The organism is Methylobacterium nonmethylotrophicum, assembly GCF_004745635.1.
In the GTDB taxonomy this organism is placed as follows: Bacteria; Pseudomonadota; Alphaproteobacteria; order Rhizobiales; family Beijerinckiaceae; genus Methylobacterium; species Methylobacterium nonmethylotrophicum.
Map to the genome: position 1 here is coordinate 15489 of NZ_SRLB01000023.1, position 21522 is coordinate 37010.

General features: G+C 72.3%; 18 protein-coding genes. 8 read left to right on the forward strand and 10 right to left on the reverse strand.

The genetic code is table 11. The features are described 5' to 3' along the window. Window positions 1-26 precede the first annotated feature (26 nt). Entirely contained in the window at window positions 27-1172 is a 1146-nt protein-coding gene (locus EU555_RS25495; protein WP_135418088.1) for a ceramide glucosyltransferase, read from the reverse strand. 202 nt (window positions 1173-1374) lie between these two features. On the opposite strand from EU555_RS25495, the gene EU555_RS25500 reads away from it, so the two are divergent. From EU555_RS25500 to EU555_RS25510, 3 genes are all read left to right on the forward strand, one after another. Next, window positions 1375-3462 carry a prolyl oligopeptidase family serine peptidase gene (locus EU555_RS25500; protein WP_135418090.1) on the forward strand — a complete coding sequence of 696 codons (2088 nt, stop codon included), beginning with the start codon at window positions 1375-1377 and terminating at the stop codon, window positions 3460-3462. A 108-nt stretch (window positions 3463-3570) separates the two neighbouring features. Next, window positions 3571-4200: a L,D-transpeptidase gene (locus EU555_RS25505; protein ID WP_135418092.1), complete on the forward strand. Its 630-nt coding sequence runs from the start codon at window positions 3571-3573 to the stop codon at window positions 4198-4200. A gap of 209 nt (window positions 4201-4409) precedes the next feature. Continuing rightward, the gene (locus EU555_RS25510) at window positions 4410-4796 is read left to right on the forward strand and encodes a hypothetical protein (RefSeq protein WP_135418094.1); all 387 of its coding nucleotides are present in this window, start codon (window positions 4410-4412) and stop codon (window positions 4794-4796) included. 21 nt (window positions 4797-4817) lie between these two features. On the opposite strand, the gene EU555_RS25515 is transcribed toward EU555_RS25510, so the two are convergent. Next, complete coding sequence (locus tag EU555_RS25515) at window positions 4818-5681, reverse strand: S49 family peptidase (RefSeq protein WP_135418096.1); 864 nt, start codon at window positions 5679-5681, stop codon at window positions 4818-4820. A 328-nt stretch (window positions 5682-6009) separates the two neighbouring features. Here EU555_RS25515 and EU555_RS25520 point away from each other — a divergent pair, with 328 nt between their 5' ends. After that, window positions 6010-6306 (forward strand): hypothetical protein, encoded by a 297-nt coding sequence (locus EU555_RS25520; RefSeq protein WP_245524490.1) that lies wholly within the window; start codon window positions 6010-6012, stop codon window positions 6304-6306. Window positions 6307-6895: 589 nt separating this feature from the next. Further along, window positions 6896-8038: an HD-GYP domain-containing protein gene (locus tag EU555_RS25525; protein ID WP_135418098.1), complete on the forward strand. Its 1143-nt coding sequence runs from the start codon at window positions 6896-6898 to the stop codon at window positions 8036-8038. A gap of 357 nt (window positions 8039-8395) precedes the next feature. Here the strand turns inward: EU555_RS25525 and EU555_RS25530 are convergent, their stop codons facing one another. The 7 genes from EU555_RS25530 to EU555_RS25560 all read right to left on the reverse strand — a co-directional run bounded on the left by EU555_RS25530 (window position 8396) and on the right by EU555_RS25560 (window position 17044). Further along, complete coding sequence (locus tag EU555_RS25530) at window positions 8396-8980, reverse strand: L,D-transpeptidase (protein WP_135418100.1); 585 nt, start codon at window positions 8978-8980, stop codon at window positions 8396-8398. A 150-nt stretch (window positions 8981-9130) separates the two neighbouring features. Next, window positions 9131-11407, reverse strand: coding sequence for a CDC48 family AAA ATPase (locus tag EU555_RS25535; RefSeq protein WP_135418101.1), 2277 nt, complete (start codon window positions 11405-11407; stop codon window positions 9131-9133). A 141-nt stretch (window positions 11408-11548) separates the two neighbouring features. Next, window positions 11549-12445, reverse strand: coding sequence for a metallophosphoesterase family protein (locus EU555_RS25540; RefSeq protein ID WP_135418103.1), 897 nt, complete (start codon window positions 12443-12445; stop codon window positions 11549-11551). A gap of 72 nt (window positions 12446-12517) precedes the next feature. Next, window positions 12518-12925: a VOC family protein gene (locus tag EU555_RS25545; RefSeq protein ID WP_135418105.1), complete on the reverse strand. Its 408-nt coding sequence runs from the start codon at window positions 12923-12925 to the stop codon at window positions 12518-12520. 39 nt (window positions 12926-12964) lie between these two features. Beyond that, a complete protein-coding gene (locus EU555_RS25550) occupies window positions 12965-14143 on the reverse strand; it encodes an FAD-binding protein (RefSeq protein ID WP_135418107.1) in 1179 nt (392 codons plus the stop codon). A 133-nt stretch (window positions 14144-14276) separates the two neighbouring features. Then, the gene (locus tag EU555_RS25555) at window positions 14277-15707 is read right to left on the reverse strand and encodes a polysaccharide biosynthesis C-terminal domain-containing protein (RefSeq protein WP_135418109.1); all 1431 of its coding nucleotides are present in this window, start codon (window positions 15705-15707) and stop codon (window positions 14277-14279) included. Window positions 15708-15802: 95 nt separating this feature from the next. Then, window positions 15803-17044, reverse strand: a complete 1242-nt coding sequence (locus EU555_RS25560) for a glycosyltransferase family 4 protein (protein WP_135418111.1) — start codon at window positions 17042-17044, stop codon at window positions 15803-15805. Between the two features lie 180 nt (window positions 17045-17224). On the opposite strand from EU555_RS25560, the gene EU555_RS25565 reads away from it, so the two are divergent. Continuing rightward, window positions 17225-18097: a DMT family transporter gene (locus EU555_RS25565; protein WP_135418113.1), complete on the forward strand. Its 873-nt coding sequence runs from the start codon at window positions 17225-17227 to the stop codon at window positions 18095-18097. 7 nt (window positions 18098-18104) lie between these two features. Here the strand turns inward: EU555_RS25565 and EU555_RS25570 are convergent, their stop codons facing one another. After that, a complete protein-coding gene (locus EU555_RS25570; protein ID WP_135418114.1) occupies window positions 18105-19103 on the reverse strand; it encodes a magnesium transporter CorA family protein in 999 nt (332 codons plus the stop codon). 191 nt (window positions 19104-19294) lie between these two features. On the opposite strand from EU555_RS25570, the gene groES reads away from it, so the two are divergent. Further along, window positions 19295-19582: a co-chaperone GroES gene (groES, locus tag EU555_RS25575; protein WP_135418116.1), complete on the forward strand. Its 288-nt coding sequence runs from the start codon at window positions 19295-19297 to the stop codon at window positions 19580-19582. Window positions 19583-19691: 109 nt separating this feature from the next. After that, window positions 19692-21332, forward strand: a complete 1641-nt coding sequence (groL, locus tag EU555_RS25580; RefSeq protein ID WP_135418118.1) for a chaperonin GroEL — start codon at window positions 19692-19694, stop codon at window positions 21330-21332. Window positions 21333-21522 lie beyond the last annotated feature (190 nt).

The window sequence follows — 21522 nt, forward strand, 5'->3', positions numbered from 1 at the left end:
TCAAGCGGTCGTGAACCGGCGGCGGGTCACGCCGCCGAGGCGTCGGTGCCGAGGCGGGCCGGCTTGGTGCGGATGTCCATGGCGTTGCCGCGCCAGACGATGTCGCGGGCGACCCAGGCGGCGAGCCAGATCGGGATGAACAGGAGGTCGCGGGAAAGGCACGCGAGCGGCCAGCGCCAGGAGCGCGGCCAGCCGTTGCGGGCGGCGAGCCGCCACTCGGCGCCGTACCAGGCGGCCGCCGTGCCGAGCATCGCCGCGAGGCCGGCCAGCCCTCCGCCCGCCGCCGGCCAGGCGGCCAGCATCGGGATCACCGCGCCGGTGCCGATCTCGGGGGCGAAGAACAGCGGGAAGGTGACGCGGCGCAGGCGCGCCCAGCGCAGCTGGCGCGACCACACTTCCGCCGCCCGCCGCGGCCCGAGCGGCTGGGCGAAGGGCGCGGCGACGAGGTGGACCCGCCGGCCCATCGCCCGCACGAGCTTCGTCGCCGCGGCGTCCTCCGCGATCTCGGCGGCGAGCGCGCGGATGCCGCCCTGGGCTTCCAGCAGCGGCCGGTGCCACAGCATGCTCTTGCCCTGCGCGAAGCCGAGGCCCAGCGCCTCGCCGACATATTGCCAGCGCGCCTGGAGCGTGTTGAGGAAGGCGCACTCGACCTCGGCCCAGAAGCTGCCCGGCCGCGTGCCGATCGGGGTCGAGCAGACGAGGCCGGTGTCGGGCCGCCAGGCCGCGCGCAGGCGATGGATGTAGTCCTGTGGCATCAGCACGTTCGAATCGGCCAGGATGATCCAGTCGTGGCGCGCCGCGTCCCAGCCGCGGATGCAGTTGTTGAGCTTCGGGTTGTCGCTCACCCGCTCGTCCCCGACGATCAGCCGCGCCGGCACGCCCGGGTTCGCGGCGATCAGCCGCTCGACGAGCGGCACGATCGGGTCGGTGGCGCGGGCGACGCAGAAGATCAGCTCGTAATCCGGATAGGCGAGGCGGAAGCCCGAGCCCAGCGTCTCCTCGCTGTAGGTCTCGAGGCCGCAGACCGGCCGCACCACCGTCACGGGTGCCTCCGCGAGCCCGGCCGAGGCCGGATCCGGCCGCCCGAGGCGCCGGAGCGCGATGGCGAGGCTCGCGAGGTTGATCACCGTGAGGGCGAGGCAGATGATGGCGGCGAGGCCGGTACCGGTCATGCGGATCCTCCCGGGCCGGTGCCGACCCGCGCCCTGTCTTCCCCTCAAACAGGCGGGCTGTTGCAACCGTATGACGGCGCGGCATTCCCGGACCCCGGTGTTCCTCCCGGGCATCACCCTGGATCCTGCCCCCGGCCAGGCTAGATCCCGGACCCGATCCTTGAGCGATTCCTTGGCCGACCCCCGAACCGACGAGCCCGGCATGACGCGCACGCCCGATCCCCGCCCGACCCTCCAGGCGCCCGACGACGACCCCCATCTCTGGCTCGAGGAGATCGACGGGGAGCGGGCACTCGCCTGGGTCGAGGCGCAGAACGCCGACACGCTGGCCGCCATTGCCGACGGCCGCTACGCCGCCGACCGCGACGGCCTGAAGGCCGCCCTCGACCGGCCGGACAAGATCCCGGGCGTCACGCGGCGCGGCGGCCTGCTCTACAACCTGTGGCAGGATGCCGAGCATCCCCGCGGCCTGTGGCGGCGCACGACGGAAGACGAGTACCGCAAGCCCGAGCCGGCCTGGGAGGTGCTCCTCGACCTCGACGCGCTCGCTCGCGACGAGGGCGAGGACTGGGTCTGGAGCGGCGCCGCGAGCCTGCCGGGCAGCCACGCGCGGGCGCTGATCCAGCTCTCCCGCGGCGGCGGTGACGCGACGGTGGTGCGCGAGTTCGACCTCGCCGCCCGCGCCTTCGTGGAGGGCGGCTTCGCGCTCCCGGAGGCCAAGAGCATCCCGGTCTGGCTCGATCCCGACACGCTGCTGCTGGCAAGCCCGCTCGGCGGGCCGGAGCACGCGACGCCCTCGGGCTACGCCCGCACGGTGCGGCTGTGGCGGCGGGGCACCGACCCGCTCGCCGCGCCGGTGATCTTCTCCGCCGCCCCGAGCAGCATGGTCGCCTACGCCTATCCGGACCGGGAGGCCGAGCCGGAACGTATCGTCTTCGCCGAGCGCACCGGCTTCTTCGACGGCACGGTCAGCCTCGGCGACCGCTCGGGCGCCAGGACCCGCCTCGACATCCCGACCGATGCCGACGCGCACTGGCACCGGGGCTTCCTCGCCCTTCGCACCCGCACGCCCTGGGAGGTCGGCGGCGCGACCCATCCGGCCGACAGCGTGCTCGGCATCGGGCTCGACGCCTTCCTCGCTGGCCGCCGCGACCTCACGGTACTGTTCACCCCCGGCCCGCGCCGGGCGCTGCAGGGCTTCTTCTGGACCGGCGGCCACCTGGTGATCTCGGTTCTCGACGACCTGAAGGCGCGTTTTCCGGTCTTCACCCCCTCGGCGGACGGATGGGCGGAGAGCCGCGTCGCGGGCCTGCCGGAGCTCGGCGTCGTCAGCGTCTGGTCGATGGACGGCGAGGAGGAGGAATCGAACGGCGACCTGCTCGTCGCCGCGAACGACCCCGTCACCCCCTCGACCCTGCTCGCCACCCGCCCCGACCTCGCCGCGCCGGTGCTGCTGAAGCAGGCCCCCGCCCTGTTCGAGGCCGAGGGGCTGGTGGTGACCCGGCACGAGGCGGTGTCGCGCGACGGCGAACGCATCCCCTACGTCCAGGCCGGGCCGCCAGGGGATACCGGCGAGGCGCCGGTGCACCTCTCCGGCTATGGCGGCTTCCAGGTCACCAACCTCGCCGGCTACTCGGCGATCCTCGGCCGGCTCTGGCTCGCTAAAGGCGGCACGCGGGTCGTGGCCAATATCCGCGGCGGCGGCGAGTTCGGCACCCGCTGGCACGAAGCCGGCCGGCGCGAGGGCAAGGCGCTCACCCACGACGACTTCGCGGCCGTGGCCGAGGACCTGGTGCGCCGCGGCGTGACCCGGCCCGGCCGCATCGCCGCCGAGGGCGGCTCGAATGGCGGGCTCCTCATCGCCAACATGCTGACGCGCTATCCCGAGCGGTTCGGCGCGCTGTTCTGCACCGTGCCGCTGATCGACATGCGGCGCTACACCAAGCTCCTCGCCGGCGCGAGCTGGATCGCCGAGTACGGCGACCCGGACAACCCGGAGGACTGGGCCTTCCTTCAGGATATCTCGGCCTACCATCTCGCGGAAGCCGGCAAGCCCTACCCGCCGATCCTGATCGCCACGACCCGGCGCGACGACCGGGTGCATCCGGGCCATGCCCGCAAGATGGCGGCGAAGCTCCAGGCGCTCGGCTACCCTGCCCGCTTCTACGAGCCCGAGGCCGGCGGCCATTCCCACGGCAGGAACAGCGCCGAGACCGCCGCCTTCGCGGCCCTCGGCGCCGCCTTCCTGCGCCGGGCGATCGGCTGGGAGCCGGAGGTGGCCGGCACATAAAGGTTTCTGCGCAGTAAAAACCCGGAACCTTGGCGCGGCGCGCACGTCTTTCCGGCACCAAGCGTGGCATCATGCCGTTCGCGTCCTGCCGGATAAGGAGTCTTCACGATGCGCGCCGCTGCCCTTCTCCTCGTCACCCTCTGCGTGGCCGGGGCCAACGAGGCGCGCGCCGGGATCCTGATCCGGGTCGACAAGTCCACCCAGCGGATGACCGTGACCCGGGACGGGCAGACCCTCTACGACTGGCCGGTCTCGACCGGCATGGCCGGCTACAGCACGCCCCGCGGCGCCTTCTCGCCCTCCCGCATGGTGGCCGATTACTATTCCCGCGAGTGGGACGACGCGCCGATGCCGCACGCGATCTTCTTCACCGGTCGCGGCCACGCCATCCACGGCAGCAGCCACACCGGCCGCCTCGGCACCCCGGCCTCTCACGGCTGCGTGCGCCTGGCGCCCGCCAAGGCCGCGACCCTCTTCGCCCTCGTCAAGCAGGAGGGCATGGGCAACACCCGGGTGGTGATCGGCGGCGACGAGACCGCGGTCGCGGGCCGCGCCGCCCCGCGGCGGGAGGCGCGGATGCGCCGGGAGCAGTTCGACCAGGACGGCTTCGCGCCGACCGTCCGCGTCACCCGCCGCCGCGCCTACGATCCGTGGGGCGACGACGCCTGGCGGCCGGTCGGAGCGGCCTATCCGTCGCCCTACGGCGCGACGTACTACTCGTACGGGCCGTCGTATTGAGCGCTCGTTCGCTTGCGGCGGCCGGCTGAGCAGCCGCTCGCATCGCCATTCCTCCATGTCATGCCGGGCTCCGCTTTCGCGGCTCCCGGATGACGCCAGGCGCGGCAGAGACGTGAGGCGAGACCGGCGAGCCACGAACCGCGTGCCTTGCCGAACGGAATCCGAGCGACACCTACGGCCCACGCCGCCGTCCGGGAGCAGGCACCCCCATGCGCAGCCTGTTCGTCCTCATGATGATCGCGGTGGCACTCGGCTTCGTGGTGAGCGGGCTGATCAGCGGCCTCGACGACCGGGCCCTCGCCCGGACCGAGCGGGAGGCGCAGATCCGGGTCGGCATCGCGGTGACCGACTTCGCCCGCCGGCTCGGCCTGTCGCAGGACTGGGTCGCCTATTGCCGGGCCGAGACCCGGCGCAAGCTCAGCTCACACCCGAAGGACGGCTCGATCCCGTTCGGCCTGCGCTATTCCAGCGCCGGCACCGAGGAGGTCACGCGGGCGATCCGCGAGCGGGAGACCTACGAGCGCCAGGATCAGATCCTGTGCCTGGCGACCCTGCCGGCGAGCCTGCGGGAGCAGGCCGCGCCGCAGGCCCCGTGAGAGCCGTACCGAGCCGCAGGCCTACAACCCGTATCGCGCGAAGGCGGCGCGCTCCTCGAGGAGCGCCAGCGCCCCGTCGAGGGCCGCGAGCCCGACCGCGCCCGGCTCGCGCCGGCGCAGGAGGCGGGCGATCAGGCCGCCGCGCACCTGCTCGACCAGCGGGAGCCGCACCGTGTCGCCGAAGCGCGCCCGCAGCACGGAGCGGACGTCGCCGTGGCCGTCGACGAGGCCGAGCGCGAGGCCCTGGCGTCCGGTCCAGACCGCGCCGGAGAAGAGCTCGTCGGGATCGCCCTTGAGAGCGGGGCGGCGGCTCTGCACCAGCTCGGTGAACATCGCCTGGATGTCGGCCTGGATCGTCTTCAGGCGGGCGACGTCGTCGGGATTCTCGGGCCGGAACGGGTCGAGCATCGCCTTCGCCTTGCCGGCGGTGTGGACCCGGCGCTCGACGCCGAGGCGCTCGATCAGCCCGGTGAAGCCGAAGCCTGCCGAGACCACCCCGATCGAGCCGACGAGCGAGGACGGATCGCAGTGGATCTCGTCAGCCGCGCAAGCGATCATGTAGCCGCCCGAGGCCGCCACATCCTCCACGAAGGCGAGGACCGGGACCCCGGCCTCGGCGGCGAGCGCCCGGATGCGGCGGAAGATCAGGTGCGACTGCGCCGCCGAGCCGCCCGGGGAGTTGATGACGAGCGCGACCGCCCGGATCCCCTTCATGCCGAAGGCCCGCTCCAGTGCCGGCGCGCAGGCCCCGAGCGAGAGGCCAGCCCGCAGGGGCGAGACCGCCCCGATCGCGCCGCTCAGGCGCACGACCGGCACCACCGGGTGGCGGCGGGCCCAACGCTCGGGCAGGAGGGCGCGCAGGGCGGTGAGGGGCCAAAACGGCATGGCGGGGCGGGGTCTCCAGTCGCGAGCCTGACAGGTAGGCGGGCCGCGCCGGCCCGGCAAGCGAGCCCGGGCGCCGCAGGCCGGCGGAGTCCCGCGGCCGGGAGAAGACTGCGTAGGCCGGCAAGTCGATCCCGAGTTTTTCGTTCCGCTCGATTGAAGCGGCGTCGGCGGCGTCTAGATGAACCAGCGGCGCCCCTCGGTGGTCCGGCGGGCGCCCTGCCGTTTCGCGGCAGGGACCTGCCGTTCTCGCGGCAGGCAGAAGCCCGTCGTCAATTCGCAGCCGGGGCGCCGGCCCCATGAGCCGCGCCGCCAGAGGGAGATCGACATCATGCGCGCCCTACGATGGATGAGCCTGGTCCTGACCTTGCTCGTCGCCGGGCTCGGGCTGGGCACCAGCCGCAGCTCCGCCGCCGCCCTGCCGAGCGCCGGCGCTCTCGCGGCCGAGGCCAGCACCGCGACGCCCCTGGTCGAGAAAGCCTATTATTACCGCCGCTACTATCGCTACCGGCCCTATCGCCGCTACTACGGTTACCGGCCCTACCGGCGCTACTACTACCGGCCGTACTACCGCCGATACTATCGTCCGTATTACCGCCGGTACTATCGCCCGCGCTTCTACTTCTAGCGCGACCGAGAGCCGGGGGGCCGGCCGCACCGGCTGGCGCGCTCCCCGCCGATTCCGGGGGAGCGCGAGCCGGCGGCGAGACCGGACGACGTCCGGCCCCGCGACCCCTCGCGCGGGCATGTCCCGCGAGGCTGTCGCGACCCCGGATGTCGATCCGGGCCGCAACGGGGTCCGGCCGATTCCGGATCCCGCGCCGGAGCCGGCCGGGGATCTCAGCCCGCCTGCCCGGTGAGAGCGCGGCCGAGAGGCCAAGCCGTCCAAGTCGAGCGACGGTCCGGAGGCGGGATCCCAAGATGATCCGCGCATTTATTCACATCATCTCCGGATATCTCCATCAAAAAAGCCATTCTATGACAGTCAGATACTGTTAGATCTAGCGTTGCAAGTGGAAGTATTTCCTAGTTACTTGAAGTAAAATAAGCGGAAATTTTTCTTACTCACGGTCATTGTTTACCGCTGCTTAAATCGAACGGTTCAAGATCGCCTCCGAGAGCAAGCGGATGCCTTGCCCTGAGCCAGGGGGAGCGTCCGCGTCCCGAGCCGTGAGAGCGGCTTCAGGGGATTGCCGTGTGCCGCAGGAGGCGGGCAGATGGACGTACTCGTCGTCGATGACAGTCGCACGGCGCTGGCCCGGTTGAAGCGGCTGCTGGAGCAGGACCGGCAGGTGACCGCCGCGATCTTCCGGGATCCGCTGCCGGCCCTCGACGAGGCGCGCATGCGCGCCTTCGACCTCGTGCTGGTCGACTACACGATGCCCGGCATGGACGGCGTCGCCTTCGTCCGGCAGTTGCGGGCGATCCAGCATTACGCCCAGGTGCCGATCGTGATGATCACGAGCGAGGTGAGCGACACGGTCCGCCTCGCCGCCCTCGACGCGGGCGCGACCGACTTCCTCGACAAGCGTCTCGGCCGCGTCGAGATGACGGTGCGGCTGCGCAACCTGGTGCGGCTGGCCAGCGCGGTCCGGCGCCTCGACGACCAGGCGGCCCAGCTCGCCGGCGAGGTCGAGAAGGCGGTGCGCACGCTGCGCGAGCGCGAGGCCGAGATCATCTTCCGGCTCTCGCTGGCGGTGGAGTACCGGGACAACGACACCGGCGACCATACTTGGCGCGTCGCCCGCTACAGCCAGATCATGGCCGAGGCCCTGGGGCTCGATCCCGACCTCTGTCGCCGGGTCTACCTGGCGGCCCCGCTCCACGACGTCGGCAAGGTGGCGATCCCGGACGGCGTGCTGCTGAAGCCCGGGCGCCTCGACGACGAGGAATTCGCGCTCATCCGCACCCACGCGGCGATCGGCAAGCGGATCCTCGGCGGCAGTTCCTGCGCGCTGATCGGGCTGGCGGCGGAGATCGCCGAGGCCCATCACGAGCGCTGGGACGGCGGCGGCTACCCGCTCGGCCTGTCGGGCGAGGCGATCCCCCTCGCCGCGCGCATCGTCGCGGTTGCCGACGTGTTCGACGCGCTGACCACCGAACGCCCCTACAAGGCGGCGATGCCGCTCGACGAGGCGCGGGCCAGCATCGAAGCCGAGAGTGGCCGCCACTTCGATCCGGCCTGCGTCACCGCCTTCCTGTCGCGCTGGCCCGACATCGTGGCGGTCGGCGCCACCGCCTCGGGACGGCTGCGCGACGTCCCGTTCCGGATCGAGCCCTGGGCCCGGGTGCCGGCCCTCCCCCGTGAGGTGCCGGAGGATGCGGAGGCCGGGATCCGGCAGCAGCACGAGGCGGCCTGAGGCTTGGCCGTCCGGTGGCGAAACGGTGCCGGGACGCGGCGTCGCTCTCGGCACGACGTGCTGCAACGGGAGAGCCATCCGGGCTCGTCGGACGGCGGCGGGCGCGACGAGAAGCGGGATCCGAAGCCGGGCGGGACGCTGTGGCCGCCAGCGGATGAGCCGGGGATCGAGGCGGCCCGTCGCCGACCAGGCGAGCCTGAGCGCCTCGTCGGGCAGCGCCGCGCGACCTCGAGCAGTCAACCCGGCATCATCCGATCGCGCACACGCTTCCGCCGGCTGCCGGACAACCGCCAAGCCGGCACCTGAGACACGCTCGTCGATCGCAAGCCGCGGGACACTCTCCCGCGACGGAAGGCCCTACGGCAGCACCACCACCTTCGTCCCGACCTTCACGCGGTCGTACAGGTCGATCACGTCCCGGTTGGTCATGCGGATGCAGCCCGACGAGACCGCCGCGCCGATCGTCTCCGGCTCGTTCGAGCCGTGGATGCGGTAGAGCGAGGAGCCGAGATAGAGCGCGCGGGCCCCCAGCGGGTTGTCGTTGCCGCCGGCCATGTAGCGCGGCAGGTCCGGGCGGCGCTTGAGCATCTGCTCCGGCGGGCGCCAGGACGGCCACTCCTTCTTCATCGTCACGGTCTTGGTGCCGGACCAGGAAAACCCCTCGCGGCCGACGCCGACGCCGTACTGCACCGCCTCCTGATTCGGCAGGATGTAGTAGAGCCGGCGCTGGCTGGTCGCGATCACCACTGTGCCGGGCTTGTAGGGGCTGTTCCAGCCGATGGTCTGGCGCGGCACGCCCTGCTGGCGGAAGACCGTCAGGAAGTCGGCGATCGGCCCGCGGTCGAGCAGGCTCACGGCGTGGGCTGGTGCCGCCAGGGCCATCAGGGCGGCGGCGGCCAGAAGCGGCCTCAGGGTGCGCCGCGGCGCGGTCAGACGGGTCATGTCCCCTCCCGTTCGAATGATCGTCGAACGGGTTGGCCGCCGGGCTGTGGCCACAACATGGCGGAAACAAAGGCCGGACGGCCCGTGGTGCAGATGCGCCACAGGCCGTCCTCCCGTCGTGCCCCGCGCCCGATCGCGCGGGAGGTCGGGCTACTCCGCCGCCTGCCTCAGCGGCACGAAGCCGATCGGCTGGCGCTGCGGGCCCTCCTGCTTGAGGGTGCGCAGCATCGTCTCGTAATCCTGCTCCATCTCGGGCGTCACCGAGGCGCGGGTCTCCTGGAAAGCCGCGTCGAAATGGGCTTGCGTCACCCGATCGCTCGCGATGTTCTCGCGAAGCGACATCAGGCCGGCCCGGCGGGTGAGATCCTCGAGGTCGGCGCCGGTGAAGCGGGTGGTGCGCTCGGCGAGCGCGTCGAGATCGACGTCGTCGGCGAGCGGCATGGTGCGGGTGTGGATGCCGAGGATGTGGCGGCGCCCGGCAATGGTCGGCACCGGCACGTAGACGAGCTCGTCGAAGCGGCCGGGGCGCAGCAGCGCCGGGTCGACGAGGTTCGGCCGGTTGGTGGCGGCCATCACCACCACGCCCTGCAAGTCCTCCAGCCCGTCCATCTCGGCCAGGATGGTGTTGACCACCCGCTCGGTCACGGCGGGCTCGCCGAGGCCGCCGCCGCGCACGGGGGCGAGGGAATCGATCTCGTCGATGAAGATCACCGTCGGGGCGACCTGGCGGGCGCGGGCGAACAGGCGCGAGACCTGCTGCTCGGATTCGCCGTACCATTTCGAGAGCAGGTCGGAGGACTTGGTGGCGACGAAGTTCGCCTGCGCCTCGCGCGCCACCGCCTTGGCGAGCAGGGTCTTGCCGGTGCCGGGAGGCCCGAACAGCAAGAAGCCCTTGGCCGGGCGGATGCCGATGCGGCGGAAGGCCTCCGGGTTGCGCAAGGGCAGCTCGACGCCCTCGCGCAGCTTCGTCTGCACCTCGCCGAGGCCCCCGACATCGTCCCAGGTGACGTTCGGGACCTGGATCATGATCTCGCGCAGGGCCGAGGGCTGCACACGCTTCAGCGCATTCAGGAAATCCTCGCGGCAGACCTGGAGCGTCTCCAGGATCTCCGGCGGGATCCCCTCCTTGAGGTTGATCTGCGGCAACACGCGGCGCAGCGCGTCCATCGCCGCCTCGCGGGCGAGCGCCGAGAGGTCGGCGCCGACGAAGCCGTAGGTGGTGCGGGCGATCTCGTCGAGGTCGACGTTGTCGCCGAGCGGCATGCCGCGGGTGTGGATGGTCAGGACCTCGCGCCGCCCGGGCTCGTCCGGCACCCCGATGATGATCTCGCGGTCGAAGCGGCCGGGCCGGCGCAGGGCCTCGTCGATGGCGTCGCGCCGGTTGGTGGCGCCGATCACCACGATGTTCTGGCGCGGCTCGAGGCCGTCCATCAGGGTGAGGAGCTGGGCGACGATGCGCCGCTCGACCTCGCCGCGGACCTCCTCGCGCTTCGGGGCGATCGAGTCGATCTCGTCGATGAAGATGATGGCGGGCGCGTTGCGCTGCGCCTCGGAGAAGATCTGGCGCAGGCGCTGCTCGGATTCGCCGTACTGGCTGCCCATGATCTCCGGGCCGGCGATGTGGAAGAACTGCGCCTCGGTCTCGTTCGCCACGGCCCGCGCCAGCAGCGTCTTGCCGGTGCCGGGAGGCCCGTAGAGCAGCACGCCCTTCGGCGGGTCGATGCCGAGGCGCTGGAAGAGCTCGGGATGGCGCAAGGGCAGCTCGACCATCTCCCGGACCTGGTCGACGGTGTTCCCTAAGCCCCCGATATCGTCGTAGGTGACGTCGGCCCGGCGGACCTCCTTCGGCTCCTCGTAGAGCGGGCGCAGCTCGACCTCGGTCTCGCCCGTCACCTGCACGATGCCGCGGGCCGGCTGGGTCGAGACCACGACGAGGCGGATCTCCTGCAGGCCGTAGGCCGGCATGCTGAACATCTGCCGCAGTTCCTCCGGCACCTGGTCGCGGGCGAAGCGCGAGGGCACCGAGGTCGCGATCACGTCGCCGGCGACGAGCGGCCGGCGGTAGAAGGTGCGGCGCAGGGCCTCGCCGGAGCCCTGCAGGCGCAGGTTCTTCTGGGCCGGGGCCAGCACCACGCGGGTCGCGGGGCGCACCTCGGCCCTGCGGATCTCGACGTGGTCGCCCGAGCCGACGCCGGCATTGACGCGCTGGAGGCCGTCGAGGCGGATGATGCTCAGGCCTTCGTCCTCCTGGCCGAGCGCGATGGCGAGCGCCGTGGTGTGGCGCTTGCCGATGATCTCGATCGGCTGGCCCTCCTGCAGGCCGAGATTCTGGAGGACCGCCGCGCTGACCCGCGCGACGCCCCGGCCCACATCCTCCGCGCGCGCGTTCGCGACCTGCGCCCTCACGCCGCCTGCTTCGTCCGCCATCCGCGTGACCTCGCTCCTCGGGGCCGGGCGGCCCCACCCGCGAGCGGGCGCCGCCCGGCCCGGACGCAACACCGGCGCGGCCCCGACGGGGTCGCGCGTCGGCGGGAGAACGCCCTCTCGCTCGAAATGTTGCGGCGCGAGTTAGGCCTTGAGGGTCAGGGTGCCGAGGTCGCCCAGACCCCCCTCCGGCAGGAGGCCGCGCAGGGTGGCGGTGAGGGTGAACCCGGTGGCGGTGCGGGCGATCTCGTAGAGGTGGTAGCCGGCGCAGTGCTTGAGCGCGCCGCCGCGGGCGGAGGCCGAGGGGGCGCCGATCACCGGCACGCGCCGGCCGCCCGGGGCCATCACGAAGGCGACCGAGCCGACATGGTTGTGGCCGTGCAGCACGAGGTCGGCGCCGACGCGGCCGATCATCGCCTCGAAGGCGTGGGCGTCGGTGAGGTTGCGCCCGGCCTTGGCGCCGCCGACATGCGGCGGGTGGTGGATCATCACCACCCGGCACGGCCGCTCGGGCTCGGCGGCGAGGTCCTGGAGCATCGTCTCGGCGGCCCGGATCTGGTCGGAGCCCAGGCGCCCGCTCGCCACGAAGGGCGCGGTCGGGATGGCGGAGGAGAGCCCGATCAGGGCGAGCGGCCCGCGCCGGCGCAGGTAGGGGAAGCGTTTGTCGCGCCCGGCATCGTCCCGGGTCCAGGGCCCGACCGCGTCGAGGAGCCCCTTGAGCGAGCCGCGCACGTAGGCGTCGTGGTTGCCGGGCACGAAGCTGACGAAGTCGGGCCCGCCGAGGCCCTCCATGAAGACCCGCGCGGTCTCCCACTCGCTCGGCAGGCCGATGTTGCAGAGGTCGCCGGTGCAGGCGACGTGGTCCGGCGCGGCGGCCCGGAGATCGTCGACCAGGGCGGCCAGGATCTCCATGTCGTGGGTGAGCCGCCGGCCGCGGCGCCAGTTGACCCAGCCGGTGGCGCGCTTGCTCATCAGCTGGCGCAGGCGCGGGCGCGGCAGCGGCCCGACATGGGGGTCGGTGAGGTGGGCGAGGCGGAACATCGCGTGCGATCGGCCGTCGGAGGGCGTCACGCCGGCCGCGTCATCCGCCCCGACCGGGGTCCGGATCCTGTCTCACGCATCACCTTCGGCCTCATGACACACCACGCAGAGCTTGTTGCCGTCGAGATCACGGACATAGGCGCCGTAATAGGCGGGATGATAGTGCGGCCGCAGCCCGGGAGGGCCCTCGCAGGTGCCGCCTGCCGCCAGAGCCAGGGCATAGCAGCGATCGACGCCCGCGCGCGAGCGGGCCGTCAGCGCGATCATGTGACCGTTGCCCGGATCGGGCGCCTGCCCGTTCCATGGCCGGCCGACGATCAGCAGGGGACGGTCGGCGTCCCGCGGCATCCACCCGGCCCAGCCGTTCTCGGGCTCGTGGAAGCGGAGCGTCAGGTCGAGCTCCTCGAGGAGCGGGGCGTAGAAGGCGACGGCCCGGGCGAGGTCGGCCGTGCCGAGGCAGATATGGGAGATGACGCTCATGACCGTCGGGCCGCTCCCGCTCCGGAGGAATTCGGAGACTCAGATCCCGGCGTACATCCGCCCTGGGTTGAACAGGCCGGCGGGGTCGTGGGCGGCCTTGAGGCCGGCGGTGATCCGCATCAGCGGCTCGGACAGGGGCTCGAAGACCGGCACCATTGCCCGCACCGGATCCGGCGCCCGCACCAGCGTCGCGTGGCCGCCGGAGCCCAGAGCCGCGCGCACATCCGCCGCGCCGGCATCGCCCGTCGCGGGCGTCGCGAGCCAGACGAGGCCGCCGCCCCAGTCGTAGAACCAGCGCGCCGGCCGGGCGGCCGCGATGGCGGCGGTCACGGCGGGGCCGCGGCTCGGCGCGGTCGAGAGCCGCCACACCGCATCGGTGCCGCCGGCGAAGGGCAGGACGTCGCGCACGGAGCGCCAGAGCGCGGAAGCCGGCTCGCCCTCGACGGTCTCCGGCCGGCCGAAGCGGCGCAGCAGGCGGGTGAGCTCGCCGAGGCGGTAATCGATCGAGGCGGAAAAACCCTCGATGCGCAAGGCGGTGCGGCCGGCGCCGTCGAGTCCCTCGGGCAGGTGGGCCGCGCCGGTGATCTCGAACGGCGAGCCGAGGCATAAGCTCATCGCCTCGACCGCGCGGGCATCGTCGAGGCCCGCCAGCACCAGGGTCGCGGTGCGCTCGGGCACGGGGAGCACCTTGAAGGTGACCTCGGTGAGGAAGCCGAGGGTGCCCCAGGAGCCGGCCATCAGCTTGACGAGGTCGAGCCCGGTGACGTTCTTCATCACCCGGCCGCCGGACTTCACCGCCTCGCCGCGCCCGTTGACGAAGCGCACGCCGATCAGGCTGTCGCGGGCGGCCCCGCCGGCGATCCGCCGCGGGCCCGAGATGTTGCCGGCCGCCACCGCCCCGATCGTCGGCGCGCCGGCGGTGCCGAGCAGCGCGCGGTGGTCCATCGGCTCGAAGGGCAGCATCTGCCCGCCCTCGGCGAGGCGCGCCTCGACCTCGGCGAGCGGCGTGCCGGCCCGGGCCGCGATGACGAGCTCGGCCGGCTCGTGGAGGGTGATGCCGGTGAGCGCGGCCGCCGACAGGGTCGCCTCGTCCTGCGCGGGCCGGCCGATCCCCGCCCGGGTGCCGCCGCCGACGAGCCGCAGCCGCTCGCCCCGGGCCGCCGCCTCCCCGATCAGGGTCGCGGCCTCCGCCTCGGTCCGGGGCTGGTAGATGCTCATCGTGGGTTCGCTCGATCGGCTAAGGACCACGCCGGGTGGCGGGCCGGGCGCGGATCTTTGCGGGCAACCGGGGCCGGTGGCAAGCGGGCGTCCTTTGCCTCCGGGGAACGTGCGCTCCGCGCCGCACCCGATCCTACTCCGCCGGCACCGCCCGGCCGAGGCGCGCCGTGACGGCCGCCCGCAGGCCCGCGATGTCGAAGCGCCAGACGAGGGCCGCGTAGACGAGGCCGCCAAGCGCGACGCAGGCCGGCAGGGCGAGCCAGGGAGTGAGCCCGCGCACGGGCAGGAGCGCGGCGGTCATCGCCGATGTGGCGAGCACCACGGCGGCGAGATCGCGCCAGGGCAGCGCCAGGCGGTCCGGCCCGGTCAGGGCACGGAACGCGAGGAACAGCATCGCGGCGAGGAAGCCGAGGGATTGCGCCGCGGCGATGCCGGAGGGGCCGAACGGGCCGGACAGGGCCAGCGCGCCCACGAGGTTGACGAGGGCGCCGACGCCGCCGGCCGCGACGAGCGGCAGGGTGCGGCGGCGGATCTGGAAGACCGGATTGAGGGCGAAGTTCATCAGCGCCAGGGCGACGAGGCCCGGGAGCAGCAGGAGCGTGTAGTGCACGAAGTGGCCGCGATAGGCCTCCGGCACCGCGATCGCCTCGAGCGCCGGCGCCACCGCCCAGAAGCCGGCGGCGCTCGGCAGGATCAGCGCCAGCACCACCGCGCCGTTGCGGGCGACCTGCGCCTCGCCGGCCTCGTGGCCGTGGGTCTCCGCCGCCAGCACCGCGATCTGGAACAGCAGCAGGTCGAGGGCGGCGCCGAGCGTGCTGAAGATCCGCCCGCCGATATCGGCCGCGAGCGAGAAGTAGCCCGCCTCGGCGAAGCCCGCCGCAGCTGCGACCGCCGAGCGGTTGGCGAAGGGCATCAGCTGGTAGACGACGTTGGCGGCGACGATCGGCAGGCCGTAGCCCATGAACAGGCGCAAGGCCTCGCGGCGGCGTGCCGCTTCATGCGCGACGGGCGGATCCGCGAAGGCGCGCCGGACGAGGAGGGCGGCGAGGAACTGGCTCAAACCCCCAGCGAGCATCACGGCGGCGGCATCCGCGGTCACCCATGCGGTGCCGACCATCAGGACGAGCGAGAGGGCGTTCTTGATGAGGACGAGGCGGAGATACAGCCCACCGACGAAGCGGGCCCGGGCGAGCGCGGCGCCGTAATCGAACAGGCCGAGACCGATCGCCGCCGCCGCGGCCGCGGCCGCGAGCAAGGCCGGCTCCCCGGCGAGGGGCCTCCCCGCGAAGGCGAGCAGCGCCGCGCCGGCGAGCCCGAGGGCCGTCACCGCGTAGGCGCGGTCGAGCATGGCGCGGATCCAGGGCTCCGCCTCCCGCACCCGCGCGGAGTAGAACCGGGTCGCCGAGAGGCGCAGCCACTCGAACAGCAGCGTGTTGAGCGCCACCGCCCCGGCGGTGCCGAGGGCGAAGCGGCCGAAATCCGCCGGCCCCAGGATCTGCGCGATGAGCAGGCCGAGGGCCAGGTTCAGGACCGCATTGACCACGAAGGCCGCGATGACCGCCATTGGGTGGGTGCTCGCTCGAGGGGCCGAGGGTGCGGCGTGCTTCCGCTGATTTCGCTGAAAAACGGCCTGGATGTGGAGCCGAGCTCAGGATCCTATCACCCAGCCCGCGCCAGCCGCGGCGCCTGCCCCTCCTGCCCGGCCACGTCCCGATACACCCGCTCCAGCCCGTCGAGATGCCGGTCGAGGGTCAGGGGATCGGCCCAGAACAGGTCGTAGGCCGTCCGGCCCATCCGCAGCGCGGTCGCGTCGTTGGCGAGGTGCGCCATGGCGTCGGCGAGCGAGCGCGGGTCGTTCGAGCGGAACCACAGCCCGCTCTCGCCGTGGCGCACCGCCTCCCGCCCGGCGCAGACGTCGCTGACGAGGACGGGCGTGCCGAGCGCAAGGGATTCGAGCACGGTGAGGGGCTGGCCCTCGTACCAGACCGACGGGAAGACCAGGGCGCGGGCGCCGCGCAGCACCGCCTTCACCTGGTCCGGGCTCTGCCAGCCGAGGAAGCGCGCCTCCGGGTAGCGGGCCTCCAGTCCCACCCGCGCCGGCCCGTCGCCGGCGAAGACCGCCCGCGCCCCGGCGAGGCGCGCGGCTTCGGCGAAGACCTCCGGCCCCTTCTCGGCCGAGAGGCGCCCGACGAACACGAAGTCGCCCGGCGGGCCGGCCCGGTGGCCGAGGGGCTCGGCGTCGACGGGGTTCGGCACGTCGTACCACCGCATCGACGCCGGCAGGTAGGGCGCCAGCACCTCCCGCTGCAGCCGGCTGATGGTGATCATCGCGTCGATGCCCTCGACGAGGCCGGTGCGGCGCATCAGGGCATGGCGGCCGACCCGCATCAGCTTGCGCGGGTAGGTGCGGGAATCGCAGTTATGGGCGAGGCAGGCCGCCCCGTTGGGGACCCGGTGGCAGGTCGCCGCGACGGGGTAGTCGTAGAAGCCGCCATTCGGGCAGGCGAGGTAGTATTCGTGCGCGGTGTAGACCACCGGCGCGGCGCTGCCCTGCAGCACCGGCCCGATCGAGGGCGACAAGGCCTTCGCCCAGGCATGGACGTGCACCACCGTGTCGCGCGGATCGGATTCGGCGATGAGGGCCCGCAAGGCGGCGGCGGCCGGCGCGTTCCACAGCCATTGCACGCCGAAGGCGGCGAGCGAACCCGCCGTCGTCACGTCGCTCTGGCCGAGCAGCACCGTGCGCACCCCGGCCTCGGCGAGGCGCGGGTCGGCCGGGCCGACGGCGGCGAACAGCACCACCTCGTGGCCGCGGCCGGCGAGCCCGATCGCGCTCTCGAGGGAGACCTTGGCCTGGCCGCCGTTGATGTAGGCGTGGTCGGCGACGAGGATGACCTTCATGGTCGCCTCCATGGCCGCCGCGCGCGGCAGGGCGGACCGGGATCGTGCGGCATCGCTCAAGGTCCCTTCGGGCAGGCGGTTGGCCGCGAGAATGGGTCCGACCCCTTAGGAAACGCCTAAGCGGACAGGCGCATCCGGGCCTTGCGCCGGGCCCGCGCCCGGGCCATCGGCTCGGGGACCATGCTCCCCCGTACCATCTCCCCCTCCCCCGCCTCGGCGGTCCTGCTCGCCGCCCTCGGCATCGGGCTCCTGTCGCTGATGGACGCCACCATCAAGGGCCTGTCCGAGCGCTACGGCGTCACCGAGATCGCCTTCGCGCGCTACGTCGTCGGCACCCTGGTGATGGCGGGCGTGCTCGGCGTCCTGCGCCCCGGCTGGCCCTCGGCCGCGACCTGGCGCAGCAACGGCCTGCGGGCCGTGCTGGTGGTGGCGACCGCGCTCTCGTTCTTCCACGGCCTGTCGGTGCTGCCGCTCGCCGAGGCGCTGGCCCTCTCCTTCCTGAGCCCGATCTTCATCGCGCTGTTCGCGGCGCTCTTCCTGCGCGAGCGGGTGCGCCCGCCGGTCTGGGCCGGGCTGGTCGTCGGCTTCCTCGGGGTCGGGATCGTGGTCGCCGGCCAGGTCGGGGCGGAGGGGCCGCGGACCGGCTCCGCCTGGGGCATCGCCGCGATCCTCGCCTCGGCCCTCACCTACGCCCTCTCGATGGTGCTGCTGCGCGCCCGCGCCCGGCACGATCCGGTGATCACCATCGTGGCGATCCAGAACGCGGGTCCGGCCGCGATGCTGGCCGCCCCCGCCGCCTGGACCTGGACACCGGTCGCTGGCCCGGACTGGGCCCTCCTCGTCCTCGTCGGCGTGCTCGGCGTCGCCGGTCACCTGGTGCTCAGCCGCGCCTATGCCAGGGCGGAGGCGGCGCGGCTCGCCGCGATGGAGTACACCGCGCTCCTGTGGGCGATCGGCCTCGGCTACCTCGCCTTCGGGGAGGTGCCGGGGCTGGCGACGCTGGCGGGCGCCGGGCTGATCCTCGCGGGCTCGGCCCTGGCGGCGCGGCGGTGAGCCAGGCTCAGAACCACCCCTTCAGCTTGAAGTAGACCGCCGGCGCCAGCGCGCTCACGGCGATCACCGCGAGCCCGAATGGATAGCCCAGCGCCCAGTCCAGCTCCGGCATGTGCTTGAAGTTCATGCCGTAGATCGACGCCATCAGGGTCGGCGGGATGCCGATCACCGACACGACGGTGAGCACCCGGAAGGTGTTGTTCTGCTCCATGTTGATGAGGCCGAGGGTGGCGTCGAGCAGGAACTGCACCGTCTCGGACAGGCGCGTCTCGAACTCGTCCAGGGAGGCGACGTCGAGGCGCAGGCTCTCGAAGCGGGCCTTCTCCTCGGGCTTCAGCCAGGTCTCGGCCTCGCCGGCGACGTAGGGCAGGATGCGGCCGAGGCCCAGCAGCGCCGCGCGCAGCTTCGCCAGCGCCTTGCCGCGCCGGCCGATGGCGCGCAGCAGCCGGCGCAGGGCGAGGTCGCGGCGCTTGGGCGCCGAGGTCTCCTGCCGGGCATTGCCGTTGGCGCTGACGTCGAAGGTGAAGACCCGGGTCGAGAGCGAGTCGAGCTCGTCGCTCAGCGTCTCGAGGGTGTCGGCCATGCGGTCGATGAGCTCCTCGATCAGGGCGAGGAAGGTCTCGACGCTGGAGGCCGGCCCGTCGCGCTCGGCCTGTCGCGCCTTGACGGTGTCGAAGGCGGCGAGCGGCTGGAATCGGATGGTGAGGAGCCGCTGCGGCGTCAGCACGAAGCCGACCGGGCGCAGGGTGAGGTCGTCGTCCCGGAACGAGACCATCGGCGTGCTGAGATAGAAGGCGTCCTTGCGCCGGTTGAGCCGGCGGGAATTCTGCACCTCGCTCAGCGCCGCCCGGGACGGGACCGAGAGCCCGGTGACGGCCTCGGCGAGCGCCGTCTCGGCCTCGCTCGGGTCGTCGAGGTCGAGCCAGGTGCCGTGGGCCGGCAGGGGATGCGCCGCGCAGGCCTGCCCCTCGGCGACGACCCCCTCAGGGCCGTGCAGCGTGATCATGACCGGGCGGGCTCCTGCTCGAAAAATGTTCCCGGCGAGCCATGCACGCGCGCCTTGACTCGTCCGCGCGCCCCGCCTATCTCGTCGCCAGCCTTAGCACTCACCTCACGAGAGTGCTAACGCCCGGGTTGGGCGGCGGCTTCGGCGCCAGCACCAACCGCAATGCGTTCTACGAAGCAAGAGGGCAGCTCATGCAATTCCGTCCGCTGCACGACCGTGTCGTCGTCCGTCGCATCGAGAGCGAGGAGAAGACCAAGGGCGGCATCATCATCCCGGACACCGCCAAGGAGAAGCCGCAAGAGGGCGAGATCGTCGCCGTCGGCCCCGGCGCCCGGGACGAGGCCGGCAAGCTGAACCCGCTCGACGTCAAGGCCGGCGACCGGGTGCTGTTCGGCAAGTGGTCCGGCACCGAGGTCAAGATCGACGGCCAGGACCTCCTCATCATGAAGGAGTCCGACATCATGGGCGTGCTGGCCTAAACCGCCACGCCCTGCGACCCCTGAAAGGCCCGAAGGCGGCGCCCCGTCCGGGAGCTGACGCCCGAGGGTTCTCCCCCGCAACGTCTGAATCATCACGAGAGGATTCACCATGGCAGCGAAAGACGTCCGTTTCGCCTCCGACGCCCGCGAGAAGATGCTGCGCGGCGTGGACATCCTGGCCGACGCCGTCAAGGTCACGCTCGGCCCGAAGGGCCGCAACGTCGTGATCGAGAAGAGCTTCGGTGCGCCGCGGATCACCAAGGACGGCGTGACCGTCGCCAAGGAGATCGAGCTCGCCGACAAGTTCGAGAACATGGGCGCCCAGATGGTGCGCGAAGTGGCCTCGAAGACCAACGACATCGCGGGTGACGGCACCACCACCGCGACCGTGCTGGCCCAGGCGATCGTCCGCGAGGGCGCCAAGTACGTCGCCGCCGGCATGAACCCGATGGACCTGAAGCGCGGCATCGACCTCGCCACCCAGGCCGCCGTGAAGGACATCCAGAGCCGCGCCAAGAAGGTGTCGGCCTCGGAGGAGATCGCCCAGGTCGGCACGATCTCGGCCAACGGCGACAAGGACATCGGCGAGATGATCGCCCATGCCATGCAGAAGGTCGGCAACGAGGGCGTGATCACGGTCGAGGAGGCGAAGACCGCCGAGACCGAGCTCGACGTCGTCGAGGGCATGCAGTTCGACCGCGGCTACCTCTCCCCGTACTTCATCACGAATGCGGAGAAGATGATCGCCGAGCTCGAGGACCCCTACATCCTCATCCACGAGAAGAAGCTGTCGTCGCTCCAGGCGATGCTGCCGGTGCTCGAGGCCGTCGTCCAGACCGGCAAGCCGCTGCTGATCGTCGCCGAGGACATCGAGGGCGAGGCCCTGGCCACCCTGGTGGTCAACAAGCTGCGCGGCGGCCTGAAGGTCGCGGCCGTGAAGGCGCCGGGCTTCGGTGACCGTCGCAAGGCCATGCTCGAGGACATCGCGATCCTGACCGCCGGTCAGATGATCGCCGAGGACCTCGGCATCAAGCTCGAGAACGTGACCCTCCCGATGCTCGGCCGCGCCAAGCGCGTCCGGATCGAGAAGGAGAACACCACGATCATCGACGGCGCCGGCGAGAAGGCCGACATCGAGGCCCGCGTCCAGCAGATCAAGGCGCAGATCGAGGAGACCACCTCGGACTACGACCGCGAGAAGCTCCAGGAGCGCCTGGCCAAGCTCGCCGGCGGCGTCGCGGTGATCCGCGTCGGCGGCGCGACCGAGGTCGAGGTCAAGGAGAAGAAGGACCGCGTCGACGACGCCCTCCACGCCACCCGCGCGGCGGTCGAGGAAGGCATCGTTCCGGGCGGCGGCACCGCGCTCCTGCGTGCCAAGAAGGCCGTGGCCGCTCTCTCGAGCGACAACGCCGACGTGCAGGCCGGCATCAAGATCGTGCTGAAGGCCCTTGAGTCCCCGATCCGCCAGATCGCCAGCAATGCCGGCGTCGAGGGCTCGATCGTGGTCGGCAAGATCGCCGACAAGGGCGACTCGGAGACCTACGGCTTCAACGCCCAGACCGAAGAGTACGTCGACATGATCCAGGCCGGCATCGTCGACCCGGCCAAGGTCGTGCGCACCGCCCTGCAGGATGCCGCCTCGGTGGCCGGCCTGCTGGTGACGACCGAGGCGATGGTCGCCGACGCGCCGAAGAAGGACAGCCCCGCTCCGGCGATGCCGGGCGGCGGCATGGGCGGCATGGACTTCTAAGTCCTCAGCCACCAGTCCTTGAGAGACGGGAGGGGGTCGCCGCGAGGCGGCCCCTTTTTTCGTTGGGGACGACCGACGCACGGTAGACGACAGTGGGGTTTGGAGGCGGTGTCAGCCCCTCCTACCCGCGACCTCATCCTGAGGCGCCGGAGCGCAGCGCAGGCCTCGAAGGAGGGCTCCAGAAGATCGT

Excerpts from the sequence above, each read along its gene's own strand:
- EU555_RS25495 (WP_135418088.1), bottom strand. The coding sequence starts at position 1,172 with ATGACCGGTACCGGCCTCGCCGCCATCATCTGCCTCGCCCTCACGGTG.
- EU555_RS25500 (WP_135418090.1), top strand. The coding sequence starts at position 1,375 with ATGACGCGCACGCCCGATCCCCGCCCGACCCTCCAGGCGCCCGACGAC.
- EU555_RS25505 (WP_135418092.1), top strand. The coding sequence starts at position 3,571 with ATGCGCGCCGCTGCCCTTCTCCTCGTCACCCTCTGCGTGGCCGGGGCC.
- EU555_RS25510 (WP_135418094.1), top strand. The coding sequence starts at position 4,410 with ATGCGCAGCCTGTTCGTCCTCATGATGATCGCGGTGGCACTCGGCTTC.
- EU555_RS25515 (WP_135418096.1), bottom strand. The coding sequence starts at position 5,681 with ATGCCGTTTTGGCCCCTCACCGCCCTGCGCGCCCTCCTGCCCGAGCGT.
- EU555_RS25520 (WP_245524490.1), top strand. The coding sequence starts at position 6,010 with ATGCGCGCCCTACGATGGATGAGCCTGGTCCTGACCTTGCTCGTCGCC.
- EU555_RS25525 (WP_135418098.1), top strand. The coding sequence starts at position 6,896 with ATGGACGTACTCGTCGTCGATGACAGTCGCACGGCGCTGGCCCGGTTG.
- EU555_RS25530 (WP_135418100.1), bottom strand. The coding sequence starts at position 8,980 with ATGACCCGTCTGACCGCGCCGCGGCGCACCCTGAGGCCGCTTCTGGCC.
- EU555_RS25535 (WP_135418101.1), bottom strand. The coding sequence starts at position 11,407 with ATGGCGGACGAAGCAGGCGGCGTGAGGGCGCAGGTCGCGAACGCGCGC.
- EU555_RS25540 (WP_135418103.1), bottom strand. The coding sequence starts at position 12,445 with ATGTTCCGCCTCGCCCACCTCACCGACCCCCATGTCGGGCCGCTGCCG.
- EU555_RS25545 (WP_135418105.1), bottom strand. The coding sequence starts at position 12,925 with ATGAGCGTCATCTCCCATATCTGCCTCGGCACGGCCGACCTCGCCCGG.
- EU555_RS25550 (WP_135418107.1), bottom strand. The coding sequence starts at position 14,143 with ATGAGCATCTACCAGCCCCGGACCGAGGCGGAGGCCGCGACCCTGATC.
- EU555_RS25555 (WP_135418109.1), bottom strand. The coding sequence starts at position 15,707 with ATGGCGGTCATCGCGGCCTTCGTGGTCAATGCGGTCCTGAACCTGGCC.
- EU555_RS25560 (WP_135418111.1), bottom strand. The coding sequence starts at position 17,044 with ATGAAGGTCATCCTCGTCGCCGACCACGCCTACATCAACGGCGGCCAG.
- EU555_RS25565 (WP_135418113.1), top strand. The coding sequence starts at position 17,225 with ATGCTCCCCCGTACCATCTCCCCCTCCCCCGCCTCGGCGGTCCTGCTC.
- EU555_RS25570 (WP_135418114.1), bottom strand. The coding sequence starts at position 19,103 with ATGATCACGCTGCACGGCCCTGAGGGGGTCGTCGCCGAGGGGCAGGCC.
- groES (WP_135418116.1), top strand. The coding sequence starts at position 19,295 with ATGCAATTCCGTCCGCTGCACGACCGTGTCGTCGTCCGTCGCATCGAG.
- groL (WP_135418118.1), top strand. The coding sequence starts at position 19,692 with ATGGCAGCGAAAGACGTCCGTTTCGCCTCCGACGCCCGCGAGAAGATG.